This window comes from Weissella confusa (assembly GCF_004766315.1).
GTDB classification, from domain to species: Bacteria; Bacillota; Bacilli; order Lactobacillales; family Lactobacillaceae; genus Weissella; species Weissella confusa_A.
Genome location: NZ_PVSN01000056.1, coordinates 30,175 through 54,313, shown reverse-complemented (window position 1 = coordinate 54,313; position 24,139 = coordinate 30,175). Strand labels below are relative to the sequence as shown.

The window sequence follows — 24,139 nt, the reverse complement described above, 5'->3', positions numbered from 1 at the left end:
TTCATTGAACAAGCGTCAACACGTTTACGCCCACGAATTCAAGGGTAAGCGTTACGACATCGGTTCAAAGATTGGTTTCTTGACGACTAACATTGAATACGGTTTGAACCACCCACAAACTGGCGAATCCTTGAAGCAATACATCAAGGATTTGGCAGCTACGTTGGATTAATCTGATTGAAAAGAGGGTAGCCACACGCAGAGGCTACTCTCTTTTTGTCGGAGTAGGTTTGGAGAGAGGATTTTTTGAAGTTGGTTACTTTGAAGAGTGATTTTAAGATTATTGGGTTATCTTTGTTATTTTTAGCCCTACTGGTTATTGAGTATTGTTTATCAACGTTTTTCGTTTACAAAATGGGCTTTGTACCGTTCTTACCGTTGATTCTTCACATCGCTTGCTTCTTTGTGATTGGTGAATTGTTGGCAACAGTTTACTCATTTGTTAAGCAAATGGCGAACGCATGAGAAGGTTGAAAATTTAGGTTGTTATTTGAGAGGCAGATCCATTGCAGGTGGGTCTGCCTTTTTTTGCTATCCGCCAGTTCCTTATTCCGAGAAAAAGGTCAAAACGTGTACTATAATACAGCTATAGTCCGAAAACTCGGGCGACCAATCTTACTTCCTGGGGGAACGAAGAGATGAAAGATTATGAACTATATCAAGCACGTGATAAGAAATCTAGCCAAAAGTGGCTAACCCAAGGGGCGGCAATCCTATCAACTGTATTGGCAGCTTCTTCACCTGTGCTACCAATTATCCAAATGGCTGGTAGTGTGTTTGCAGATGATACGACACAATCAACAACGAATTTAGCCTTAACGAAGGCATTACAAGATGAAAACTCGTTGGCCAGCAAGTATGCCTTGGCTGCAACGGGTAGCCAAAGTGCTGCGACAACTGGTACGACGGATGCAACGCGTCGCGATTTAGCAGCAGCTGAATTTATGTTTAGCACTAATCCTGCGGTAACAGGCATTAGCTTGGTGAACAATCAATTGGCAGTAACGGTTGCCGCAGGCACACCCGTTGCAACTGTGTTGGCGGTTTTGAATTACATCGAAGCATCTGGCTATAAGGCGATTGTGACGGCTTCACCAGTTGCTACGACATTTACAAATAATACGACGCAAAATGGTAATCCCGTCCGTCAATCAGTGCCACTAACGACACCGATTACAGAACTCGACCTACCAGCAGGTTTGATCGAAGCATTATTGGGTTCAACGACTGCCAGTGGTCAGACGTTGGCTGAACAATTGCACATCACGTCGGAAGCTGATTATAGCAACGTGACGCTAGCATCATTGCGGAGCATTACCGAGTTGAATTTGTCAGATAATGCTGCTTTGAAGCAGTGGATGGGTCAAAATATTAGTGGTGCAACCTACAATCCAGGGCAAAAGAATGGGGCTGAGTTGCGTAACTTCCAGAACCTATTCGGCATCATGACTGGTATTACGACGTTGAATATGTCTGGGCTAATGGCTGGTGCTTCTGATATGTCAGTCATTACGGCGTTTATGCAGGCGATTAATTTACCAAAGTTGACCAAGCTAACGACGCTGGATTTGTCAAATAGCGCTGGTGCAATTGATGTTAATTCGTTGAATATTAGCTCATCATCACTGACGACGCTGAACTTGGCTAATAATAATATTTCTGGACTGGGATCCGGTTCACTTTCAAACTTGCCAAACCTGTTGAATTTGAATTTGGCGGACAACCACATTAACTACCTAACATCGGGTGTCCAGAGTGTGTTCTACCAACTAGATTCATTGAATTTGGATAACAATCCGTTGAATGATAATGGCATGAAGTGGTTGCAGAAAATCATGACGGATAACCCTGATTTTGTGTTGACGATGAATGGTGGTAGTGCCTCATATCAAGGTGATAATGGTCAAGCGGTTGCGATTACTGGTCAAAACGGTGCTATGCGACACAAGAAGCCCAGTCATTGCAGGACGAATATACGAGTTTGCAGAGTGGCGTGATGAAAGAACTTGCGTCATTGGCCGATAAAGCTGCTGAGTTAGCTAAGTCAGATAATCCTGCTGATCAGCAACTTGCACAACGATATGCGACAGATATGATTGCCTTGCAGCAGGTATGGCAAATGTTGCCTAATATGACGAATCTGACTGACCAGGCAGCTAACTTCTCGACCATTTTCCATGCTAAGTCAGCGATGGATTTGGTGCGCGATAAGTTGAAGACGGCTTTGGATACAGTGACGGCAGACAATAAGGAAGCCCAAGAAAATGACGCCACATCAAGCGAAGCGCAACAGCCAGGCAGTGAGGCGACAAACGATGCAGAAATGAGTGCTGCTACTGAAAAGGGTGCCTCAATTGCTCGTGATTTAAGTTCGCTTAACTCAAATCTGGACTTAAGCTCATATGAGTTGGCTCTTTCAAGTATCATCGCTGTTGCATCAAGTGCGGCAACGGCAGCCGCTTCAATCGCGAATGCGGATCCACAAGCCGATTATCAAGCAGATACGGCGGCGACCGCTTCGGCGTTGGCTGACCGTGGTGCATCGAGTGCTGCGAGTTACTCGTCGAATGCCAAGAGTAATATGGCGTTGGCATCATCTGCATTGTCAGCAGGCGAATCGTATGCGACAGCTGGTAATGCGTCATCAGCAAATGATTTGTTTAATTCAGCAGAAAGCTTGTACAACTCAGCTGCTAATGCAATTAAGTCAGCGAGCGCAACACAATCAACAGCTGACGAACAATTACGAAATGCATCAAGTGCTGCGTCATTGGGGTCACAAATGGTGGATGATGCCAATACGGTTTCATTTGTAAATAGCATTGCCACGGTTGCACAAAGCTCTGCAGCAGTCGCTTCGAGTCTAGTGTCATCGGCTAAGTCAGTGCTGAACGATATGAGCAGTTTGAGCAGTGACTACCTTGGCTCATTGGATGCAGCAACAGCATCTTCATTGGCAAGCATTGAGTCACGTGCAAGCAAAGCAATCTCGGTTGCACAAAGTTATACTGATCAAGCGTCATCAGCGGCTGATGCGACAAAGAGCTTAGCAGCTGTCACATCAAATGCTGGTATGAGTTATATCGATAACGTTTTCGGTAACGGAAACACATTGAACACATCAAGCGTTGCCTCGGTTGCACGTAGTCAAATGACCTCAGCGGCTAACGGGGCCAACTCTGATGCTATCAGTACGGATAGTTACTACAAGCAAGCTTCTTCAGCACTTGTTGTGGCTAGTTCACAAGCAAGTTTGGCTAACTCGATGAAGAGTAGCATCATCAATTCGATTTTGGCAGCGCAGTCAAGTTCAGCCGCTACATCGAATTCGGAAAACGCAAGTGATGGTAACAGCCTAGTGACGCCACCAACTGACAGTTCTAGTGCAGTGGTAGATGCACCAGTTAGTGATAGTTCAGCGACGAGTGAGTCGAGTGCGACATCAGCATCAGACACACAAAGCGAGAACGAATCATCAGTGGTAGCGTCAGATAGTGTTGCTACGAGTGAAGGTTCATTAGTCGCCAGCGAATCAAACGTCGTATCAGAATCGTCAGCGAGTGACGTAACAAGCTCAGCAACCGATGATTCAAGCGCAAGTGATGACAGCAATTCATCATCAGTGGCGTCAGATAGCATTGTTACGAGTGGAGAATCATCAGTGGCGAGTGACGCAACTGAGAGTTCAGCTAGTTCTGCACCGAGCGACTCGAGCGCTTCATCAGAGTCACAAGATGACACCAATTCATCAGCAGTAGCGTCAGATAGTGCTGCTACGAGTGAAGAAACATCAGTAGCAGATGATTCAAATGCGAGCTCAGAGTCACAAGATGCAACTAGCTCATCAGCAACTGTCTCGGACAGCACTGCAGCAAGTGAATCATCTGAAGTAGCGAATAGTTCAGTTGCTAGTGATTCAAATGTTGCTTCGGAATCCTCAGCGAGTGACGCAACAAGCGAGGCATCATCGGCAGTTAGTGATTCTGCCGAAAGTTCAGTTAGTTCAGCAACGAGTGATTCGGTGGCAACGTCAGATTCTCAAGGAGAGGCAAATTCATCAGCAACTGCATCAGACAGTGCGGCTACGAGTGATCTTCTGAAGTGCCAAATAGTTCGGTTGCAAGTGATTCAAACGTGACGCCAGAAACGCCAACAAGCGGATCTGATAGTAGTGCATCAAGTGAAGGCTCGTCAGCGCCAAGTGATGTGTCGGAAAGTTCAGCAAGTTCAGTAACGAGTGACTCAAATGCAACATCAGAGTCACAAGGTGAGGCAAATACTTCAGCAACTACCTCTGATAGTGACGTCACAGATGAAGTTTCACCAGTGGCCGGTGATTCGAATACGATTTCTGAATCACCAGCTGAAAATGGTTCGTCAACGAATACGTCGGACAACGCAACCACGGCGAACGCCGGCGCTAATGGTGGTACAGTTGCTGCGGTAGCTGCGGTAGCAAACCCTACTGCAACGCCTAACACGAACACATCAAACGCGCCAACCAGTGGTGCGGTGGCAGCCTTCAATGCTGGGCAAGCAGTTGGTACGTCCGTCACGACGTCAGCTGCAACGACTACGTCTGCTTCAGCAACTGGCACTACAGCAACCCCCGCTAGCGATGGTACAGCAGGAGCACGAGTACGTGATACGGTTGTTAACGATGATCAAATTACATCGGCAGCGCAACGACAAATTGCGGACACGAACGATACAACGTGGTACTCACGTTTGATTGCATCTATTGTTGGTGTTGTAATGGGCTTCTTCTTCTTGCTATTCAGTCGTCGTCGTAAGGATCGCGAAGATGAAAGCCAAGTCACGGATGAGGACAGCAAATTGTTTAGTGATGTTGAACAATTGAAGTCTCAATGGCGTGATGAAAACAAGGATAATAAGTAATTAACTTAAGTGGCCTAGACGAATTTCGTTTAGGCCATTTTTTGTACCCTTTAATTTGGGACGAAAACCAGTTAGAATAGAACCACGAATTAAATTAAAAAATAATGAAAGTTCGACGAGGGGGAGCAATCATGGCACAACAGTATGACACAATTATTTTAGGCGCTGGACCTGGCGGTATGACGGCCGCAACGTACGCTTCACGTGCTAACATGTCAGTATTGATGATTGACCGCGGTATCTATGGTGGTCAAATGAACAACACGGCAGAAATCGAAAACTACCCAGGGTTCCCTTCAATTTTGGGACCTGAGTTGGCTGAGAAGATGTACGCATCATCAACGCAATTTGGGGCTGAGTATGCCTTTGGTACAGTGCTTCACGTCGAAGCACAAGCAGATGGTAGCTGGCGCGTTGTAACAGATATGGACGAATACAGTGCTAACACGGTGATTGTTGCCACTGGTGCTGCCTACAAGAAGCTTGATGTGCCAGGTGAAGAAGCCTTCGCTGGCCGTGGTGTTTCTTACTGTGCGGTGTGTGATGGGGCATTCTTCCGTGGCCAACACGTGATTGTTGTCGGTGGTGGTGATTCAGCCGTCGAAGAAGCAACATACTTGGCCGGTTTGGCTGATCACGTAACGATTGTTCACCGTCGCGATAAGTTGCGTGCCCAACAAATTTTGCAAGACCGCGCTTTCGCGAATGAAAAGATTTCATTTGTTTGGAACTCTGAAGTCGAAGAAATCTTGGGTGATGACAAGAAGGTAACTGGCGTCCGCGTTCGTAACAATCAAACCGACGAGACATCAGAGATTGATGCAGCGGGTGTGTTCATCTATGTTGGCTTGTTGCCAGTATCTGACCCAGTGCAAGATTTGGGGATTACGGATGCTAATGGTTGGATTATGACGAATGACCGCATGGAAACGTCACAACCAGGAATCTTTGCCATTGGGGATGTTCGTGAAAAGGAACTTCGCCAAATTACAACGGCGGTCGGGGATGCAGCGGTTGCTGGTCAAAACGCCTTTTCATACAACGAAAACTTTAAGATGCGTGCATCTGAAGTAACTGAATAATTAGCTATCAAACAAGAGTCAGTCGTCTATGCGGTTGACTCTTTATTAGTCTTTCCTAATTTATTACCAAAATGTCAGAAGATAGCGTAAAATATACAAGAGCGTTTTTGCTGATACGAAAGAAAGGGGTCCACACATGACGCAAGGAACTAAGATTATTGCCTCATCTCACTACGTTCCAAGTGATATCATCACGAACGATGACTTGGCGGCAATCATGGATACGAACGACGAGTGGATTCAAGCACACACGGGTATCAAGGAACGACGCATCTCATTGCAAGGTGAGAATACGTCTGATTTGGCCACGCAAGCAGCTCGCATGGCGTTGGCACAAACCGACTTGAACCCTGAAGATATTGAATTGATTATTGTGACGACGTTTACGCCAGATGGTCTTGCACCATCAACGGCAGCGTTGGTGCAACGTAATTTGAAAGCCGAAGGGGCTTGGGCATACGACATTTCAACTGCGTGCTCAGGATTTGTCTTTGGTATGAGTACAGCCGACAAGTTTATTCGTTCAGGAGTTTATAAGAATGCTTTGGTGATTTCAGCCGAAGTTAACTCTAAGATGATGGACTTCACGGATCGTACATCAACCGTATTCTTTGGTGACGGAGCGGCCGCAATGGTCCTTGTTGCGACAGAAGAAGACAAAGGCATTGTGAAGGGCGAAGAGATGCACACGATTGGTGATGCAGAAGTCGTTCACTCAGGACGCATTCAACCGTTGTCACGTATTGCAGCGGACAACTATCCAAAGACAGACGCCTTCCACCAAGAAGGACGCCAAGTATTTGAAGAAGTTGTGCGTTTGATTCCTGATCACATTACTAACTTCTTGGCTGATCGTGATTTGACACCAAATGATGTTGATTACTTCATTACCCACCAAGCAAACTTGCGTATTATCGAGGCGATTGCTGAGGCAATTGATCAACCAATGGACAAGTTTGCAACGAATATTACAAAGTACGGTAACACGTCTTCAGCTGGTATTGGGATTGGTTTGGATGAATTGAATAAGGCAACTGATTTGACTGGAAAGCGCGTTTTGTTGACGGGCTTCGGTGCCGGATTTACATACGGAAGTCTGTTGCTTGAATTCTAGTTTGCATATAAATGTTATGGAACATGTGCGTTGTTGCAACACACATGTTCTTTTTTTATTTGAAAAATGTCACCGTTTGCATGAAAGTTTGTTAAAATAGTAACAGTTGATTTAGAACAGGAGGGGACAAACATGAACTATGAAGAATTACTCGAGCAGTTACGTACGGGTGAACTTGACCAGTTCGTTCTTGAAGCAAAGGATTTTAAAGAGTTCTACGAAGTTTGGCGCAATTACCCTTATCAGAATGCTATTCGTGGCATCGCAGACCGTGGTGGTGTCGTAACCTATACGGCTAAAAATACTGCTGAGTAGAACCATCGCCGGTTTTTAGAGTTCACGAATTCTTCACGAAAGGCTTATGAAAAAGGTAATGTAAGCGCTTGCTTATATTTGTTATACCTGCTAGAATTAACTACATAAGGTTAGTTGAAAGATGTTTTGAAAGCGTTTTTAACTCAGCTATTCCGTATTAAAGAAATTATTTAATCTAGAGGAGATTATCACCATGGAATCACGCGAATTTCACATTGTAGCAGAAACTGGTATCCACGCACGTCCAGCAACTTTGTTGGTACAAGCAGCTTCAAAGTTTTCATCAAACGTGACTTTGTCATACCAAGGCAAGGACGTTAACTTGAAGTCAATCATGGGTGTTATGTCATTGGGTGTTGGTCAAAACGCCGACGTTAAGATTTCAGCTGAAGGTGATGACGAAGCTGAAGCATTGGCTGCAATCGCAGACACGATGTCAGCTGAAGGTTTGACTGACTAATTTTAGTTAACAATTAATATTTTGAACATTTACTTTGAGGGATAAGACGGCGATGGCAAAAGAAATTAAGGGAATTGCGGCATCAAACGGTGTTGCAATTGCAAAAGCATACAAGCTCGTTGATCCTGATTTGTCTTTTGATACTCGTACAGTAGACGATGTTCAAGCTGAGAAGGACCGCGTAGCAGCGGCCTTTTTAGCATCTAAGACAGATTTGGAGCAAATTCGAGACAAAGCAGCGACTTCAATGGGGAAAGAAGAAGCTGAAGTGTTTACGGCACACATCATGGTTTTGGAAGATCCAGAACTTTTGGGTGGTATCACTGGCAAGATTGACAGTGACAGCGTAAACGCGGAAGCCGCCTTGAAAGAAACGACGGACATGTACATTGGTATGTTTGAGGCAATGGCTGATGACAACCCATACATGGCAGAGCGTGCAGCGGATATTCGTGACGTGACGAAGCGTGTCTTGAGTCACTTGTTGGGTAAGGAATTGCCAAACCCAGCATTGATCAAGGAAGAAGTTATGATTGTTGCGAAGGACATGACGCCTTCAGATACAGCACAATTGGATCGTCAATACGTTAAGGGATTCATCACCAACGTTGGTGGACGCACAGCGCACGCAGCTATCATGGCTCGTACGTTGGAAATCCCAGCTATCGTAGGTTCAAAGGTTGCCACTGAAGAAATTCAAGATGGCGACATGGTTATCTTGGATGGTCTTGACGGTGTTGCAATCGTTGATCCATCTGAAGACCAAATCACAACATACCGTGCCAAGGGTGACAAGTACGCCGCTCAAAAGGCAGAATGGGCAACGCTGAAGAACGAAAAGTCTGTTTCTGCTGATGGTAAGGAGTTCTTGGTTGGTGCCAACATTGGTACACCTAAGGACTTGGAAGGTGTTGTTGATAACGGTTCAGAAGGAATTGGTTTGTACCGTACGGAATTCTTGTACATGGATTCAAAGGAATTGCCTACTGAAGACGAGCAATTTGAAGCCTACAAGAAGGTTCTTGAGGGTATGAATGGTAAGCCAGTTACGGTTCGTACGATGGACATTGGTGGTGACAAGTACTTGCCTTACTTGCCGCTTCCTGAAGAGGAAAACCCATTCTTGGGTTACCGTGCTATCCGTATCTCATTGGATCGTGATGACATCTTCCGTACACAATTGCGTGCCTTGTTGCGTGCATCAGTTTACGGTGATTTGTGGATTATGTTCCCAATGGTGGCAACGTTGCCAGAATTCCGTGCAGCTCGCGATATCTTCAACGAAGAGAAGGCTAAGTTGCAAGAAGCTGGTGTACCAGTAGCTGATGACATTAAGTTGGGAATCATGATTGAAGTGCCAGCTGCAGCCGTATTGGCTGACAAGTTTGCACAAGAAGTTGACTTCTTCTCAATCGGAACGAACGACTTGATTGGTTACTCAATGGCCGCTGACCGTGGAAACGATAAGATTTCATACTTGTACCAACCATACAACCCATCAATTTTGCGTTTGATTAAGAACGTGATTGATTCAGCACACAAGTACGGCAAGTTTGCTGCGATGTGTGGTGAAATGGCGGGTGACCCAATTGCCGTACCAGTTTTGGTCGGTATGGGATTGGATGAATTCTCAATGTCTGCAACGTCAGTTTTGCAAACGCGCTCATTGATGAAGCGTTTGGATACGACGAAGATGGCTGAATTGGCTGACAAGGCCTTGGATGCTGAGACAAACGAAGAAGTTATCAAGTTGGTTCAAGAAGCTGTTCCAGCTGAGTAACGAATAATAAAGGCGTGCGACCGCTCGGTGGCACGCCTTTTGTAATTAAATTTTTTTGGGGAAGCTATGAGCAGACGACCAATTGTAGTTGGAAACTGGAAAATGAATAAATTACCCAGCGAAGCAGCTGCGTATATTAAGGAAGTTGGCCCAATGCTAGTGCAGTACGAGGGGGTCGACACTGTGCTTGCTGGGCAAGACGTCCTGTTGGATGCAATGGTTTACGCAGCACGAAGCACGCCAATCTGTATTGGTGCTGAAAACGTGTACTGGGAAGATCGTGGTGCCTATACAGGCGAAACTAGCCCAGCGGCATTGGCTGATTTGGGTATCAAAATGGTCATCATCGGCCACTCTGAACGACGTAACTATTTCCGAGAGACTGATGAAATGGTTAACTTGAAAACGTTGGCGGCTTTGCGAAATGGCTTGATGCCAATTATTGCGATTGATGAAGCAGTGCAACTAGAATCAAGTAACGACCATGCCCACTGGATCGTTAATCAAGTCGTTGAGTCATTAAAAGGTGTGACAGAAGCCGATATGGCGAATGTTATGCTGGCATATGAACCAACAGCTGCAATTGGTTCAGGTCAGGCGATGAGTCCAGAAATCGCACAAAAGAGTTTGTGGATTATTCGTCAAACGGTTGCGGATATGTTTAATCAAGCCGTGGCAGATAACTTGCGAATTTTGTACGGTGGGTCTGTGAAGCCGACGAATGTGTATGATATCTTGTCACAACCGGATATTGATGGTGTTTTGGTTGGGGATGCAGCTTTAGATGCGTCAACGTTTATTGAGCTAGTTAGTCTTGCACAACAAGCTAAAAGAACATTGCGAAAAGACGCATAAAAGCATCGTAGTTTTGTCGAAGTTGCCCGATATACTATCAGAGTAGAGTTGATAATAGTATATGTAATAGGGGGATATCGACACATGTTTAAGTTCATGGAAAAGATTTTGTCTGATGGTAGCTTTGTAAAGGTCTACCTAACGTCAGGGGAGTCATTCATTTTGAATGAAATTAACGGGGAAGCAGAAGGTATGATTTTGGGATCACACAATGCTGGTGGTCGCAAGGTCCGTTATGCGGTGAACGAATCAGAAATCGCAGCTGTTCGTGAACACTGGTAAAATCTAAAAGCACGTCTCATGTGGGGCGTGCTTTTTGTTGTTCCGGCAAGATAGCGTTTCACAGACGGTTCAAACAAAACGCAAGAAAGCCGATTAAATGCAACATAACGTGTGAATTATGTTACAATATATGACAAGGGATATTCCCAGATAACTATACTTTTAAAATAAGTAAGGAGAAGACAACATGTCTGCAATTACTGATATTTACGCACGCGAAGTCTTGGACTCACGTGGTAACCCGACTGTTGAAGTTGAAGTTTACACTGAATTGGGTGGTTTCGGTCGCGGAATCGTTCCTTCAGGAGCTTCTACTGGTGTTAACGAAGCCGTTGAATTGCGTGACGGTGACAAGGGTCGTTTCTTGGGTAAGGGAACTTTGAAGGCCGTTGAAAACGTTAACAAGGTTATCAAGGACAAGTTGGTTGGTATGGATGTAACTGACCAAGTTTTGTTGGACCGTACGATGATCGAATTGGACGGAACGCCAAACAAGGGTAAGTTGGGTGCCAACGCTATCCTTGGTGTTTCAATCGCCGCTGCTCGTGCAGCTGCTGACGAGTTGGGAACGCCTTTGTACAACTACCTTGGTGGTTTCAACTCAAAGGTTTTGCCTACGCCAATGATGAACGTCGTTAACGGTGGTGCCCACGCGGACAACTCTGTTGACTTCCAAGAATTCATGATCATGCCAGTTGGTGCAAAGACTGTTGCTGAAGCTATCCGTATGGGTTCAGAAACTTTCCACGCATTGCAAGCATTGTTGAAGGAGTCAGGTCACTCAACTGCTGTTGGTGACGAAGGTGGATTTGCACCTAACTTCGCTTCAAACGCAGAGCCATTCGAGTTCTTGTTGAACGCTATCGAGCGTGCTGGTTACAAGCCTGGTAAGGACATCGCAATTGCCTTTGACGTTGCCTCATCAGAATTCTACGACCACGAGAAGAAGATCTACACGTTGGCAGGTGAGCCTGATAAGAAGGAATACACGACTGACGAGTTCATCGACTACTTGGAGAACTTGGTAAACAAGTACCCTGTTGTATCAATCGAAGACCCTCTAGCAGAAGCTGAGGACTTGAACGATGAAGAGCAATGGGATAACTGGGTAAAGTTGACTGACCGTTTGGGCAAGAAGGTTCAATTGGTTGGTGACGACTTCTTCGTTACGAACACGAAGTTCTTGGCTAAGGGTATCGAAAAGGGTGCCGCTAACTCAATCTTGATCAAGGTTAACCAAATCGGTACTTTGACTGAGACGATGGAAGCTATCGAAATGGCTAAGGAAGCTGGTTACACGGCTATCGTTTCACACCGTTCAGGTGAAACTGAAGACACGACGATCGCTGACTTGGTTGTTGCTACGAACGCAGGTCAAATCAAGACTGGTTCAATGTCACGTACTGACCGTATTGCAAAGTACAACCAATTGATGCGCATCGAAGACTTGTTGACTGAAAAGGTTGCTGAATACAAGGGTATCAACAGCTTCTACAACATTGACAAGTCAGCTCGTGAAGCAATCGTTAACTACGTGCGCTAATCACTAGCATCTGTCAATTTGATAGATTAATTAAAGACGAAACCAATTCGCAAGATTTGGTTTCGTCTTTTTTGTTTTGGAGTCCTAAATTCTGCCATTGATTTGTCAGGGTGCTATACTAACTGTTGATAAAAGATAAGGAAGTAAGGATATCATGCAAGAGAGTCAAAACGGTTTGAAGCTATGGTTATCAATGACAGCAGTTGGGTTGTTCACATTTATGAGCACCTTGGACGCGTCAATTGTTAATATTGCATTGCCTGTTATGTCAAAAGAGATGAATATCCCAATGAATCAAGCAACGTGGACGGTCTCAATTTATTTGATTGTTATTTCTGGATTGTTGGCTTTGTTTGGTAACTTGGGTGATCAACTCGGTAAGATTAAGATTTTTAGAATTGGAACGATTGTTTTCACACTCGGTTCTGTACTGGCGGGAATTGATTTAGATTTGCCATTTTTGTTGTTTGCCCGTTTTGTACAAGCCGTTGGTGCATCAATGACGATGAGTAATTCATTTGGAATTACGACGACACTTGCACCACAAAACCTACGTGGTCGTGCGATGTCATTCATCGCTGCTTGGGTATCACTTGGTTCAATCCTTGGCCCAGCGCTTGGTGGGCTGTTGCTACAACACTTGTCATGGTCATACATCTTCTGGATTAACGTGCCAATCGGTATCATTGCTATCGTAGCAGGTGCGTTCTTGCTACCAAAGTCATCAAAGAAGGGTGTAACGCCTCAAATTGATTGGTTCGGTGCTGTGTCATTGTTCTTGTTCGTTGCCGTTTTGTTCCTTGGATTAAATGTGGCACAAGTGCAAGGGTTCTTGGCAGCTTGGCCATTGGCTTTGATTGTCATTGCCATCATTCTGTTTATCTTGTTTATTCGTCACGAATTGCATGCTGAGAAGCCATTGCTTGATTTGACGATTTTCTCATCAAAGCTATTTACAATCAGTTTGATTACGGCGTTCCTAGTGTTCGTCACAAACTTCTTTATTAATGTTTTGATGCCATTCTACCTTGAGAATTTGCGTGGCTTGAGCACTGGTACATCAGGCATGTACATGTTGCTATGGCCGGTAGCTATGCTGGTGTTCTCCGCTTTGTCAGGTACGTTGGCTGACAAGATGGATCGTGAGTACGTGACCTTGTTTGGTTTGACGGTATTGGCGATTGTAATGTTTACGTGGTTCTTCGTTGATGGTGAGTCACCAATGTTGTTGATTGGTTTGTTGTTGGCTGGTTCAGGATTTGGAATGGCCTTCTTCCAATCACCAAATAATGCGTTGATTATGTCAAACGCACCCCAAGATAAGTTGGGTGTTGCCGGATCATTGAATGCATTGTCACGTAACTTGGGAATGATTACTGGTACAACATTGGTTACGTCAGTTTTGTACGCAGCAATGAGTGCTAAGTTGGGCAAGTCAATCACAACGTATCCAACGCACAACCCTGAAGTCTTTGTCTTCGGAATGCACGTTGCCTTTGCGGTTGCCGGCGTTTTGTTGGTCATCGCATTCATCATTACGTTCTATCGTGTCTTGATGCGTCGTGCGACGAAGTAATTTTAAAAAAATTCACGAGATGTTCGAAATTCGAATATCTCGTTTTTTGTTGAGAGTGGCCGGTTCCTATGGTATGCTAGTTAGGTATAAAACCCCAGGGCTGGGGTAATTCGTTTAAACGAAAATGAAGAGGAGGGCGCCCACATGTACAACGTATTGTTGACAGCGATGATTGTCGTTGGTGTGTTGATTATTTTGGCAGTGTTGATGCAACCATCGAAGCAACAAGATGCTTTGTCAGCCTTGTCAGGTGGCGGCGGAGATTTGTTCGCAACGCAAAAGGCACGTGGGTTCGAGGCAGTGATGCAACGAATCACGGCTATTCTTGGAGCTATCTGGTTTATTTTGGGATTGGCACTAGTTTACCTTTCTTCACACTAAACACTAACAGCGCTATGACCTCTCGTGACTTGTTACGAGGGGTCTTTGATTATTTAAGAAGAGTGAGATTTAAATGGACGCACAAAATTTGCAGGACCAATTATTTGGGTTCTTGAAGGCGAATCCAACGCAAGCCTATCCAGCACAAACGCTGGCTGATGGTTTGCGCTTGGATGATGCCAACGCCTTTACGAAGGTCGTTCAAGCACTAGCTGCTTTGGAACGTGGTGGTAAGGTAAAGGTTAATGATGAAGGCGCATTCCAATATGACGCCGAAAAGGAAGGGATTATTGGTGTCTTCAAGTCTAATGACAAGGGCTTCGGCTTTGTTCACTATGACGACAAGGAAGAAGACGTCTTTATTAATCCTGATAACACGATGTTTGCCGTTCAAGGTGATGAAGTTCGTGTGAAGTTATTGACGAAGGGTGATGCAAACACTAGTCGTGGACCTGAAGGTAAGGTTGCTGAAATCATTACCCACGCTCGTGAGCACGTGGTTGGTGAGTTCACATTTGGTTCAGAATACAAGGGCTACGTTGGAAGTATTCGTTTGACGGATAAGAAGTTTGCGTCATTCGAATTCTTGGTTAAGGAAGGTGGCGTTTCAGCTACCGACGGCGAAGTGGTTGTGGCCTCAATTGACCAATACCCTTCAGCCGTTGCACCAAAGCGCTTCACGGGTGCGATTACGGAGAAGGTCGGATACAAGGATGATCCTGGTGTCGACATTCTACAAATCGTGTACAACCACGATGTGCCACACGTCTTCCCAGAAGCTGTGTTGGAACAAGCAAACAAGATTCCTGATGAAGTGCAAGATTTCGAGCGTGAGGGCCGTGAAGATATCACAGACCAACCACTTGTAACGATTGACGCCATTGAGTCTAAGGACTTGGACGACGCCGTTGTTGTTTGGAAGTTGCCAAATGGAAACTTCCACTTGGGTGTTCACATTGCCGACGTGTCACACTACGTTGTTGAAGGCACACCATTGGATGAGGAAGCTTACAATCGTGGTACGTCAGTTTACTTGACGGACCGTGTCATTCCAATGTTGCCACGTAACATCTCTAACGGAATTGCGTCATTGAACCCTGGTGTTGACCGTTTGGCCATGTCTGCCGAAATGGAATTCACACCAGCTGGTGATTTGGTGAACCACCGTTTGCACACCTCAGTTATGCGTTCACACGCTCGTATGACGTACAAGGCAGTTAATGCTATCTTGGCTGGTGATGAAGAAACGCGTTCAGAGTACAGTGACCTTGTGCCAATGTTTGAGGAAATGGAACAATTGCACAACGCGTTGGCCGCTAAGCGTACGGAACGTGGTGCAATCGAATTTGATGCGCCTGAGGCAAAGATTATCGTTGATGAAACGGGTAAGCCAACGGATATCGAATTGCGTGAGCGTGGTTTGTCAGAACGTATGATTGAGTCATTCATGTTGGCAGCCAACGAAACGGTTGCTATGCACTTTGATCAAGCAAACGTGCCATTCTTGTACCGTATTCACGAGTCACCAGATGCTGACCGTGTTCAAAACTTCGTTGACTTTGTGAAGGCCCTTGGTGCACCGGTTAAGATTGACCCAGAAAACATTAAGTCAACTGACTTGCAAGCCATCCACAACTTCTTCTTGGGTCGTCCAGAAGAACAAATGGTTTCAACCATGATGTTGCGTACGATGAAGCAAGCCAAGTACTCAGACCAACCATTGGGACACTTTGGTATTGGTGCTGAATACTACACACACTTCACGTCACCAATTCGTCGTTACCCTGATTTGACGGTTCATCGTTTGATTAAGTGGTACGAGAAGAACGGTTTGGGTGAAGAGGCACAAGCCAAGTACCGTGATAAGTTGGCTCAAATTGGTGAGGATACGTCGGTTCGTGAGCGTCGTGCCGTTGATACTGAACGTGATACGGATGCCATGAAGAAGGCCGAGTTCATGGAGGACAAGGTTGGCGACGAATTCGAGGCAGTGGTAAACGGTGTCTTGAAGTTTGGTATGTTCGTTTCATTGGAGAACACGGTTGAAGGTTTGATTCACACGTCAAACTTCACAGATGACCAATATGTCTACGATGAAGCGCACATGGCTTTGATTGGCCGCCGTTTCCACCACATCTACCAAATCGGACAACCGGTTAAGGTACGTTTGATTCGTGTTGATAAGGAACAATCAGCTTTGGACTTCGTTTTGGTTGATCCAGATGCTGCTCCAATCACTGACATTAAGGTGCCAGAGGACCGTCGCGGTGCCTTTGGTGGTCGCAACCGCGGTGAGCGCCGTAGCAACGACAAGAACAACCGCTCAAGCAAGGGTGGTAAGACTCACAACGGTGGAAAGCCATTCGGTGCAAAGTCAGACCGCAAGCCTGAATCAAAGCACCAGAATACTAACCGCAAGGGACGTCACTAAACAAGAGCATAGAGCAACGTTTTTCTCGTGAAACGAGAAAATTGGGTACCCGGAGTTAAGACGAAAATTTCTCGGTACGCTGCAAGCGTGCAGAAAATTTTTGACTTAACGTAGTGGTGTCCAAAGTTGTGGCAGGAGTTTACAACAGAAAGCTTTAGGAGGTCGTTAAAGATGGCCAAGAAGAAGTCAAATGCAGATGGTGCATTGGCAACAAACAATAAAGCAAAGTACAACTACTTTATCGGCGAAACGTATGAAGCCGGTATTGAACTGACAGGAACAGAAATCAAGTCAGTTCGTGCCAGCAAGATTACAATTGCGGATGGGTTCATTCAAATTCGTGACGGCCAAGCTTGGTTGGACAATGTTCACATTAGTCCATTTGAGCAAGGTAACCGTTTCAATCACGAACCCTTGCGTAGTCGTCGATTGTTGTTGCACAAAAAAGAAATCAAAGCGCTAGGTGAAGCAACGGCACAACAAGGTAAAACAATTGTGCCATTGCGCGTTTACTTGAAGCACGGTTTCGCCAAGGTATTGATTGGCGTTGCGACTGGTAAGCACAACTACGATAAGCGTGAAACAATTAAAAAGCGTGATCAAGACCGCGATTTGCGTCGCAGCCTAAAGGTCCGATAATGAAAACGAGCTGATATGACAAATATCGGCTCGTTTTTGCATGTAATCGGTATTCAAAGGGATATAATGACTGTATATCTGGGGGTAAATGATTATGAAAATTCAGAAGGACTTGAGCTATGGTACAGACGCTATGCACCAGCTTGATATTTATGCGCCTGATAATGCGATTGCGGATATCGTACTCGTGCACGGTGGTGGCTGGTGGCAAGGTGATAAGCGCAAAGAAGATGAATTAGCTGGAAAATTGGTTGCAGCTAATTTTCGCGTCGCAGCCATTAACTACCGATTGGCGGATGGCGAGAAGGCCGAGAATATTTTTCCAACGCAACGTGAAGATGCAGTGATGGCGGTTAATTGGTTGGTTGAGAATGCTGGATTCCGACTCGATAAATTGGTCATGTGGGGCGCTTCTTCAGGTGGGAACATTGCACTTGAAGCAGCACAAATCTTAAACGTACCGACTGTGTCTTGGTCTGGTCTCAATGATTTGGCCGGTTTTATGGCAAACCATCCTAACGTTGTTGGCAAGAAGCTGATTATCGGTGCGGACGTGAAGTCAAAAGACATTGATCAAGATGGCGACAATCAAGCTTATTACAAGTGGTTGGTCGATAATTTAACCGCGAATGGTCAAGTAGCATATGCCGATGCGACAATTTATGACCGGCTAACGACGGCAACAAAGCCGGTCTTTATTGCGAATTCGATGAATGAGCTCGTACCAGTTGGAGAAGTAGCGACGTTGATGAATCGCCTGATTACTTTAGGAGTGGGCGTCGAAACAATGGTGCTACCTGGTAGTCGTCATGGTGAAGGCTATATGGATGATGCCTTGCCAGCTTCAATTGCCTTTGTCACTCGCGTTCTAGAATTAGGTGATTAGTGATGGCAGATGGACAAAAGACGCAGTCAATTACGGCTTCTCTAGGGGCGTTTTCCTTCGTGACGGCTTTATCTGGTGCCAGTGTCACACTAGCATTGCCCAGAATGGCGCAAGCGTTTGATGTCAGCGCGACATTGAGTACACAAGTTGTGCAAGTGGGGCTGATTACGACGGTCATCTTCCTGGTTATGTTTGGTCATGCAGGGGATGTTTTTTCTAAAAATGCCGTTTATCGTGCTGGGGGATGGGTGTTTATCATCGGTTCGTTACTAACGGGATTAGCACCTAGTTTTATGGGTGTGTTAGTCGGTCGTTTTATTCAAGCGATTGGTTCGGCGATGGTTATGGCGAATGCTAATGAGCACTTTTCAGACAAAGAACGCTCAAAAGCCCTCGCGTATAACTCGATGTTTATTTCGGTTGGATCAATTTCTGGACCAGCAGTTGGTGGGTTAATTACGTCAATCTTGTCGTGGCGTTGGATATTTTTGCTGAACGTTCCCGTAGCCATCTTGATTATGGTGTGGGCAAAGAATGCTTTTCCACGCCCCAAAGTATCACTTGCTGCGATTCGTGAACAAGCGTCGCGTGTGAACTGGGTTGGCCAAGTGATTTTTTCAATCGGTATTGTACTCATGTTTAGCAGTAGCTGGATTAAAATTCCAGGCTTGGATCAATTTACAAATCTAATGGTCTTCCTCATTGGTGGTGGTATCGTCACAGCGTTGTCGTTCCTACAGGATGACTTTGCACCATCGCCCTGGATTGATCCGCAGGTGCTACGAAACGTGACGTTCTTAACGTCGACTAGTGTGCTGTTCTTAGCGATGTTTGTTAATTCGTTTTCAAACATTTTACTGCCGTTCTACCTACAAGATTATTTGCCATTTTCACCTGGCCAAAGTGGTCTGATTGTCGCTGTCCAATCAGTGGTAATGCTCATGCTGTCGCCGTTTGTTGGTCGCTTGGCTGCAAACCCTGCAAGGCGCCCACGTTTGGTCACGATTGGCTTGATTATGTTGCTAGTGTCGCAAATTGGTTATGCGTTTTACGGTGGCCAAGTTGAGTTAGGGTACATCCTGTGGCCCATTATTGTGAATGGGATTGGGATGGCATTTACATTGACGCCGAATAATTCAATCACAATGGGATTAGTTTCGCCAAAACTGGCCGGTGTTGCTGGGTCAATGAATTCTTTGTTCCGCACAATTGGGATGGCTGTTGGAATTAGTTTTGCAACAAATTTCTTATATGCGCAACTTCCTGGTGTAAAGCACATTACCCGCGGATTAGGAGCGACCTATTTGCATGCGAGTCGCGTCGTCTTTTATGTGGCAGTGTTTGCATCACTTGTCGCACTTATCGTAAATGTGTGGCGAACAGCGGCCAGTAAATCGGTAATGTGAGGAAACATGACATCACACAACATCTTTTTGGGGAATGATAGTAAGATACTAGCATATAGAAGAACTAGGGTGATTTAGGAGGAATACGTCATGCATAAATGGCTGACAGGTTTGGTAGTACTAGCTGCGACAATCATGGGGTTAGTAGCTGGGGCACCAAACGCACAGGCTGCATCACACTACACCATTACAACTGATACGACATTCCCGCCATTTGAGTTCCAAACTCAAGGTGGTGACTACCGTGGTATCGATATGGACATGCTGAAGGAAATTGCGAAGCGCGAGGACTTCACTTACACGTTGAAGCCAATGAGTTTCAACGCTGGTGTGCAGGCGGTGCAAGCTGGTCAAGTCGATGGTATTTTGGCCGGTATGTCAATTACTGATGAACGTAAGCAAACGTTTGATTTCGGAACGCCATACTACAAGAGTGGTATTGTCATGGCTGTTGCTAACAAGTCTAAGGTCGATTCATTGGATGACTTGAAGGGGAAGACGGTTGCGGCCAAGACGGGTAGTTCCGGTGCAATGTATGCGCAACGCATGGCTAAGAAGTACGACTTTAAGATTACGTACTTCAATGACTCAAACACGATGTACAATGACGTTATCATTGGTAACACAGTAGCGGCGTTTGAAGATCAACCGGTTATGGCCTATGCCATTCAACAAGGTACGAAGATGAAAATCGTGACGGATCCGGCTGATGGAAACTGGTACGGTTTTGGTGTTAAGAAGGGTGATAACGCTGAGCTGTTGAAGAAGTTCAACGCAGGTTATGCCAAGATTGTTAAGGACGGAACCTACGATAAGATTGTTAACCGTTACCTTGGTGAAGGTGGTTACAACTACAAGGAAAACGCGGCTGCTAAGTCAGCTGCCGACCAATCAATTTGGTCATTGATTCAAGAAAACAAGGCCGCCTTGTTGGATGGTTTGATTAAGACGTTGCAACTAACGGTTGTTGGTATCGTTTTGGCCGCCATTTGGGGTGTTTTGTTGGGTGTGATGGGTGTTGCGCCAAGTAAGTTGGTTCGTGGTATCTCATCAACGATTATTTACATCTTTCGTGGTCTACCAATGCTAGTTTTGGCGTTCTTTATTTACATCGGAATTCCTAACTTAACGGGTCAAAAGATTCCAGCATTTACGGCTGGTGTGATCACGTTGATTTTGAATGAAGGTGCCTACATTGGTGCGTTCGTGCGTGGTGGATTTAAGTCAGTTGACCCTGGTCAATTGGAAGCTGCTCGTTCATTGGGAATGCCATACGGTAAGGCGATGCGTAAGGTTGTGATGCCACAAGGAATTCGCTTGACGATTCCAAGTTTCATTAACCAATTCATCATTACGTTGAAGGATACGTCAATCTTGTCAGCAATCGGTATTATCGAATTGACGCAAACTGGAACATTGATCATTGCGCGTAACTTGCAAGGATTCAAGGTTTGGTTGATGATTGCCGTTTTGTACTTGATTGTCATCACGTTGTTGACGTGGTTATCTAACTTGGTAGAAAAGAGGATTAACTAATGGCAGCGATTGTTGAAGTTAAAGATGTCCACAAGAGTTACGGTAAAAACGAAGTCCTAAAGGGCATTAGTTTGGACGTTGAAGAAGGCGAAGTTGTCGTTATGATTGGGCCTTCTGGTTCAGGTAAGTCAACTTTCTTGCGTTCACTAAACAAGCTAGAAGAAATTAATTCTGGTCAAATCAAGATTAATGGTTGGGACTTGGTTGATCCAAAGAACAACATTGATAAGACCCGCGAAACGATTGGGATGGTGTTCCAACACTTTAACCTATTCTCACACTTGACGGTTTTGCAAAACATGATGTTGGCACCGGTCGAAGTGGCTGGTCAAACGAAGGCTGAAGCAGAAGAAACAGCGCGTGCGTTGTTGGCCCGCGTTGGCTTGGCAGACAAGGCAGATGTTAAGCCAAACACTTTGTCAGGTGGACAAAAGCAACGTGTCGCCATTGCGCGTGCGTTGGCCATGAATCCTAAGATTATGTTGTTTGACGAACCAACGTCAGCCCTTGACCCAGAAATGGTTGGGGATGTCTTGGGTGTTATGAAGGAACTTGCTGAAGAGGGGATGACGATGATTGTCGTAACCCACGAAATGGGCTTTGCCAAGCAAGTTGCAGATCGTGTTGTATTCTTTGCGGATGGTTACATTCGTGAAGAAGGCACACCAGAAGAAGTATTCAACGACCCACAAGATGACCGCACGAAGGAATTCTTGGACAAGGTCTTGAATGTTTAAGCGCAAATGAAAACCGCGTATCCACTGATTTGGTGGGTACGCGGTTTTTAGTTTTAAATGGGGTTACTCTGTCAACTTCAAGCCAACAGCAGCTGCTAGAATCAAAGCGATGAACAAGATGCGCTTCCAGTCGCGGGATTCGCCGTAGAAGAGCATACCGACTAGGGTACCACCAACTGTTCCGATTCCCGTCCAAACAGCATAGGCGGTTCCCAATGGAATGTCGCGGATACCGAGCGATAGGAATGACAGACTAAAGCCGAAGCTAAGTAACAATCCGACAATAGCACCCCAGTGACGGCGACGGTGACATTCGTTCATCATCACAACACCACTCGTTTCACCAAGTCCAGCGATAATAATAAATAACCAAGACATATTAGGCATCCTCCATAAGCTTCAAACCGATTACGCCGAATAGCAAAACGGCAATCAATGATAGTTGAATGGCGTTCATGGCCTCACCGTAGAACATCCAGTTTGCAACAATTGTGGCAGCTGTCCCTAGGCCAACGAAGATGGCATAAACAGTGCCGACTGGTAACTCGTCACTGGCTTTCAAAATCATAAAGAATGACAGAATCAGTGAAGCGGCTGTGAGCAGGTACATTGGCCAAGTCTCAGAGTGCTTCATACCAAGCACCCACATGGGCTCTAAGACAACCGCTGCGGCGACTTTTAGCCAGGGGTTTGATAGTTTCATATAAATCTCCTTGACGCATTAAAACAAGAAAAGCCTGGGAGTTAGCGGCACATTTGTCGTTAACTCCCAGGCTTTTGTCCTTCCGTGTACGTGCAAAGCACGCGTTTGCTCTTGGACCAGACCACTACGTGCGGAACCCTAGCAAACTTTTTAATGCGATTTAATTGATGATTCCAGTCTATCAGACTGGGTTTGACCTGGCAACTCGGTATGCAATTCGTAAGACGACCCGAGCATGCGCTGGGGTGTTGCGAAGAATGACAGCCAAGGAGCTGTGCGACCACTGGCGATAAATTGCCAACGATCCAAGAAGGCAGCAATCAAAACGAGTTGCGCTTCATTTGGCTCATCATAAATGGTGATGGCCAAACGACCATCGTTCTTTGGCTGCGTGATTGCCAGTTGGTGGTGTAGGTGGGTGATTTGAAATTTTTGTTTGTCCAGATTACCCAGAATTAACCAATTCAAACCACTCACAAATGATATTTCGTGTAGTTGCAATGATAGGCCGATTGAACCTACTTGCTGCCCGTTAACTGTCATTGTGAAACGGGGCAGAAAACCTAATGAAGCCTGTTCGAGTTCGGCTAAGACCGTTGCGCTTTGATTAAGTATTCGAAGGGTATTACCCTTTTGACCCATTTCTCCGGTAATATAATAAGCGATGGCTCCGGTAGCGTCTGCTACAAGACTCATGCCAGTTGCCGAGTGGGTAACTTGTGTTAATCGTAATTGACGCATCCCAAAGTCCTCCTTATGACTATTATATAGAATTCACAGAAGAAAAGCGGTGATTAACATGGAGAAATTATCAAAAACAGATTGGTGGGGACCGTTGCAAACTGCTATGGGCCCCGAATATTGGGAACGTGTGGCAACATTTTTGAAGGATATTTATGCACATGGTGAGGTCTATCCGGCCTTGCCAAATGTTTTTGCAGCACTTGTTGCGACACCTCTAACTGATGTCAAAGTTGTGATCCTTGGTCAAGATCCGTATCCAAATCCAGGTCAGGCGCAGGGGTTAAGTTTTTCGGTACCGGCTGAAATGGCCTTGCCTAAATCCTTAATCAATATTTATCGAGAACTGGCGGATGATCTGCAAGGTGCAGTGCCAGCTGATGGTGATTTGCATCGTTGGGCAGAACAGGGTGTCTTATTGTTGAATACTGTGCTCACTGTGCCAGCCCATCAAGCAGGTGGGCATGCTGGCCAAATTTGGGAACCACTAACTGATGCCATTATTTCATTAGTTGCCCAGCAAGCGCAGCCAACTGTCTTTATTCTTTGGGGCAAGCAGGCTCAGGCCAAGCGCAAGCTAATTGTCGGTGAACACAATTTGATTTTAGAAGCGCCGCATCCAAGTCCGTTGTCAGCTTATCGTGGCTTTTTCGGGTCAAAGCCATTTAGTCAAACGAATGATTTTCTGCGTGAAAACGGCGTTAAACCAATTAATTGGGCTTGATGTGAAAAAAATCACAATATTTCCCCCTTTTCACTAGTAAATGGGCTGA

At 45.4% G+C, this 24,139-nt stretch carries 24 protein-coding genes, 1 pseudogene and 1 riboswitch; of the genes and pseudogenes, 22 read left to right on the top strand and 3 right to left on the bottom strand.

The window, feature by feature from the left end:
- The 21 genes and pseudogenes from C6P11_RS08315 to C6P11_RS08215 all read left to right on the top strand — a co-directional run.
- Positions 1–172, top strand: a pseudogene (locus tag C6P11_RS08315) (UTP--glucose-1-phosphate uridylyltransferase); the annotation flags it as partial.
- Between the two features lie 74 nt (positions 173–246).
- A complete protein-coding gene (locus C6P11_RS08310; RefSeq protein WP_135520265.1) occupies positions 247–465 on the top strand; it encodes a hypothetical protein in 219 nt (72 codons plus the stop codon).
- Positions 466–638: 173 nt separating this feature from the next.
- Positions 639–1,997: a hypothetical protein gene (locus tag C6P11_RS08305; protein ID WP_135520263.1), complete on the top strand. Its 1,359-nt coding sequence runs from the start codon at positions 639–641 to the stop codon at positions 1,995–1,997.
- On the top strand, positions 1,997–4,138 hold the full coding sequence (locus C6P11_RS08300) for a hypothetical protein (RefSeq protein ID WP_135520261.1): 2,142 nt from the start codon (positions 1,997–1,999) through the stop codon (positions 4,136–4,138). The genes C6P11_RS08305 and C6P11_RS08300 overlap by 1 nt, the downstream gene beginning before the upstream one ends.
- On the top strand, positions 4,102–4,899 hold the full coding sequence (locus tag C6P11_RS08295) for a hypothetical protein (protein ID WP_135520259.1): 798 nt from the start codon (positions 4,102–4,104) through the stop codon (positions 4,897–4,899). Before C6P11_RS08300 ends, C6P11_RS08295 begins: the two co-directional genes overlap by 37 nt.
- Positions 4,900–5,030: 131 nt before the next feature.
- Complete coding sequence (gene trxB / locus C6P11_RS08290; protein ID WP_003608078.1) at positions 5,031–5,981, top strand: thioredoxin-disulfide reductase; 951 nt, start codon at positions 5,031–5,033, stop codon at positions 5,979–5,981.
- A gap of 136 nt (positions 5,982–6,117) precedes the next feature.
- The gene (locus C6P11_RS08285; RefSeq protein ID WP_135520257.1) at positions 6,118–7,095 is read left to right on the top strand and encodes a beta-ketoacyl-ACP synthase III; all 978 of its coding nucleotides are present in this window, start codon (positions 6,118–6,120) and stop codon (positions 7,093–7,095) included.
- A gap of 132 nt (positions 7,096–7,227) precedes the next feature.
- Positions 7,228–7,410: a hypothetical protein gene (locus C6P11_RS08280; protein ID WP_135520255.1), complete on the top strand. Its 183-nt coding sequence runs from the start codon at positions 7,228–7,230 to the stop codon at positions 7,408–7,410.
- Between the two features lie 193 nt (positions 7,411–7,603).
- The gene (locus C6P11_RS08275) at positions 7,604–7,870 is read left to right on the top strand and encodes a phosphocarrier protein HPr (protein ID WP_003608075.1); all 267 of its coding nucleotides are present in this window, start codon (positions 7,604–7,606) and stop codon (positions 7,868–7,870) included.
- A gap of 52 nt (positions 7,871–7,922) precedes the next feature.
- Positions 7,923–9,650 (top strand): phosphoenolpyruvate--protein phosphotransferase, encoded by a 1,728-nt coding sequence (gene ptsP / locus C6P11_RS08270; RefSeq protein WP_135520253.1) that lies wholly within the window; start codon positions 7,923–7,925, stop codon positions 9,648–9,650.
- A 66-nt stretch (positions 9,651–9,716) separates the two neighbouring features.
- Entirely contained in the window at positions 9,717–10,505 is a 789-nt protein-coding gene (gene tpiA, locus C6P11_RS08265) for a triose-phosphate isomerase (RefSeq protein WP_135520251.1), read from the top strand.
- An 84-nt stretch (positions 10,506–10,589) separates the two neighbouring features.
- The gene (locus C6P11_RS08260; RefSeq protein WP_003608071.1) at positions 10,590–10,787 is read left to right on the top strand and encodes a hypothetical protein; all 198 of its coding nucleotides are present in this window, start codon (positions 10,590–10,592) and stop codon (positions 10,785–10,787) included.
- 187 nt (positions 10,788–10,974) lie between these two features.
- On the top strand, positions 10,975–12,330 hold the full coding sequence (eno, locus tag C6P11_RS08255) for a phosphopyruvate hydratase (RefSeq protein ID WP_003608069.1): 1,356 nt from the start codon (positions 10,975–10,977) through the stop codon (positions 12,328–12,330).
- Positions 12,331–12,484: 154 nt separating this feature from the next.
- Complete coding sequence (locus tag C6P11_RS08250) at positions 12,485–13,906, top strand: MFS transporter (protein ID WP_135520249.1); 1,422 nt, start codon at positions 12,485–12,487, stop codon at positions 13,904–13,906.
- Between the two features lie 144 nt (positions 13,907–14,050).
- Complete coding sequence (gene secG, locus C6P11_RS08245) at positions 14,051–14,287, top strand: preprotein translocase subunit SecG (protein WP_003608067.1); 237 nt, start codon at positions 14,051–14,053, stop codon at positions 14,285–14,287.
- Positions 14,288–14,360: 73 nt separating this feature from the next.
- Entirely contained in the window at positions 14,361–16,718 is a 2,358-nt protein-coding gene (rnr, locus tag C6P11_RS08240; protein ID WP_135520247.1) for a ribonuclease R, read from the top strand.
- 171 nt (positions 16,719–16,889) lie between these two features.
- The gene (gene smpB, locus C6P11_RS08235) at positions 16,890–17,357 is read left to right on the top strand and encodes an SsrA-binding protein SmpB (RefSeq protein WP_003608065.1); all 468 of its coding nucleotides are present in this window, start codon (positions 16,890–16,892) and stop codon (positions 17,355–17,357) included.
- 94 nt (positions 17,358–17,451) lie between these two features.
- Positions 17,452–18,243: an alpha/beta hydrolase gene (locus C6P11_RS08230; RefSeq protein ID WP_167849552.1), complete on the top strand. Its 792-nt coding sequence runs from the start codon at positions 17,452–17,454 to the stop codon at positions 18,241–18,243.
- Positions 18,244–18,245: 2 nt separating this feature from the next.
- On the top strand, positions 18,246–19,649 hold the full coding sequence (locus C6P11_RS08225) for an MFS transporter (RefSeq protein ID WP_135520243.1): 1,404 nt from the start codon (positions 18,246–18,248) through the stop codon (positions 19,647–19,649).
- 90 nt (positions 19,650–19,739) lie between these two features.
- A complete protein-coding gene (locus tag C6P11_RS08220; RefSeq protein ID WP_135520241.1) occupies positions 19,740–21,185 on the top strand; it encodes an ABC transporter substrate-binding protein/permease in 1,446 nt (481 codons plus the stop codon).
- Entirely contained in the window at positions 21,185–21,922 is a 738-nt protein-coding gene (locus C6P11_RS08215; protein ID WP_135520239.1) for an amino acid ABC transporter ATP-binding protein, read from the top strand. The genes C6P11_RS08220 and C6P11_RS08215 overlap by 1 nt, the downstream gene beginning before the upstream one ends.
- Positions 21,923–21,985: 63 nt before the next feature.
- On the opposite strand, the gene C6P11_RS08210 is transcribed toward C6P11_RS08215, so the two are convergent.
- From C6P11_RS08210 to C6P11_RS08200, 3 genes are all read right to left on the bottom strand, one after another.
- Positions 21,986–22,300, bottom strand: coding sequence for a DMT family transporter (locus C6P11_RS08210; RefSeq protein WP_135520236.1), 315 nt, complete (start codon positions 22,298–22,300; stop codon positions 21,986–21,988).
- 1 nt (position 22,301) lies between these two features.
- Positions 22,302–22,625 (bottom strand): DMT family transporter, encoded by a 324-nt coding sequence (locus tag C6P11_RS08205; protein ID WP_135520234.1) that lies wholly within the window; start codon positions 22,623–22,625, stop codon positions 22,302–22,304.
- A 61-nt stretch (positions 22,626–22,686) separates the two neighbouring features.
- Positions 22,687–22,778: riboswitch (guanidine-I (ykkC/yxkD leader) on the bottom strand.
- Positions 22,776–23,366: a hypothetical protein gene (locus tag C6P11_RS08200; RefSeq protein WP_135520232.1), complete on the bottom strand. Its 591-nt coding sequence runs from the start codon at positions 23,364–23,366 to the stop codon at positions 22,776–22,778. It overlaps the preceding riboswitch by 3 nt.
- A gap of 58 nt (positions 23,367–23,424) precedes the next feature.
- Between C6P11_RS08200 and C6P11_RS08195 the strand changes: the two genes are divergently transcribed.
- The gene (locus C6P11_RS08195) at positions 23,425–24,090 is read left to right on the top strand and encodes a uracil-DNA glycosylase (protein ID WP_135520230.1); all 666 of its coding nucleotides are present in this window, start codon (positions 23,425–23,427) and stop codon (positions 24,088–24,090) included.
- The last annotated feature ends 49 nt before the right edge of the window (positions 24,091–24,139 follow it).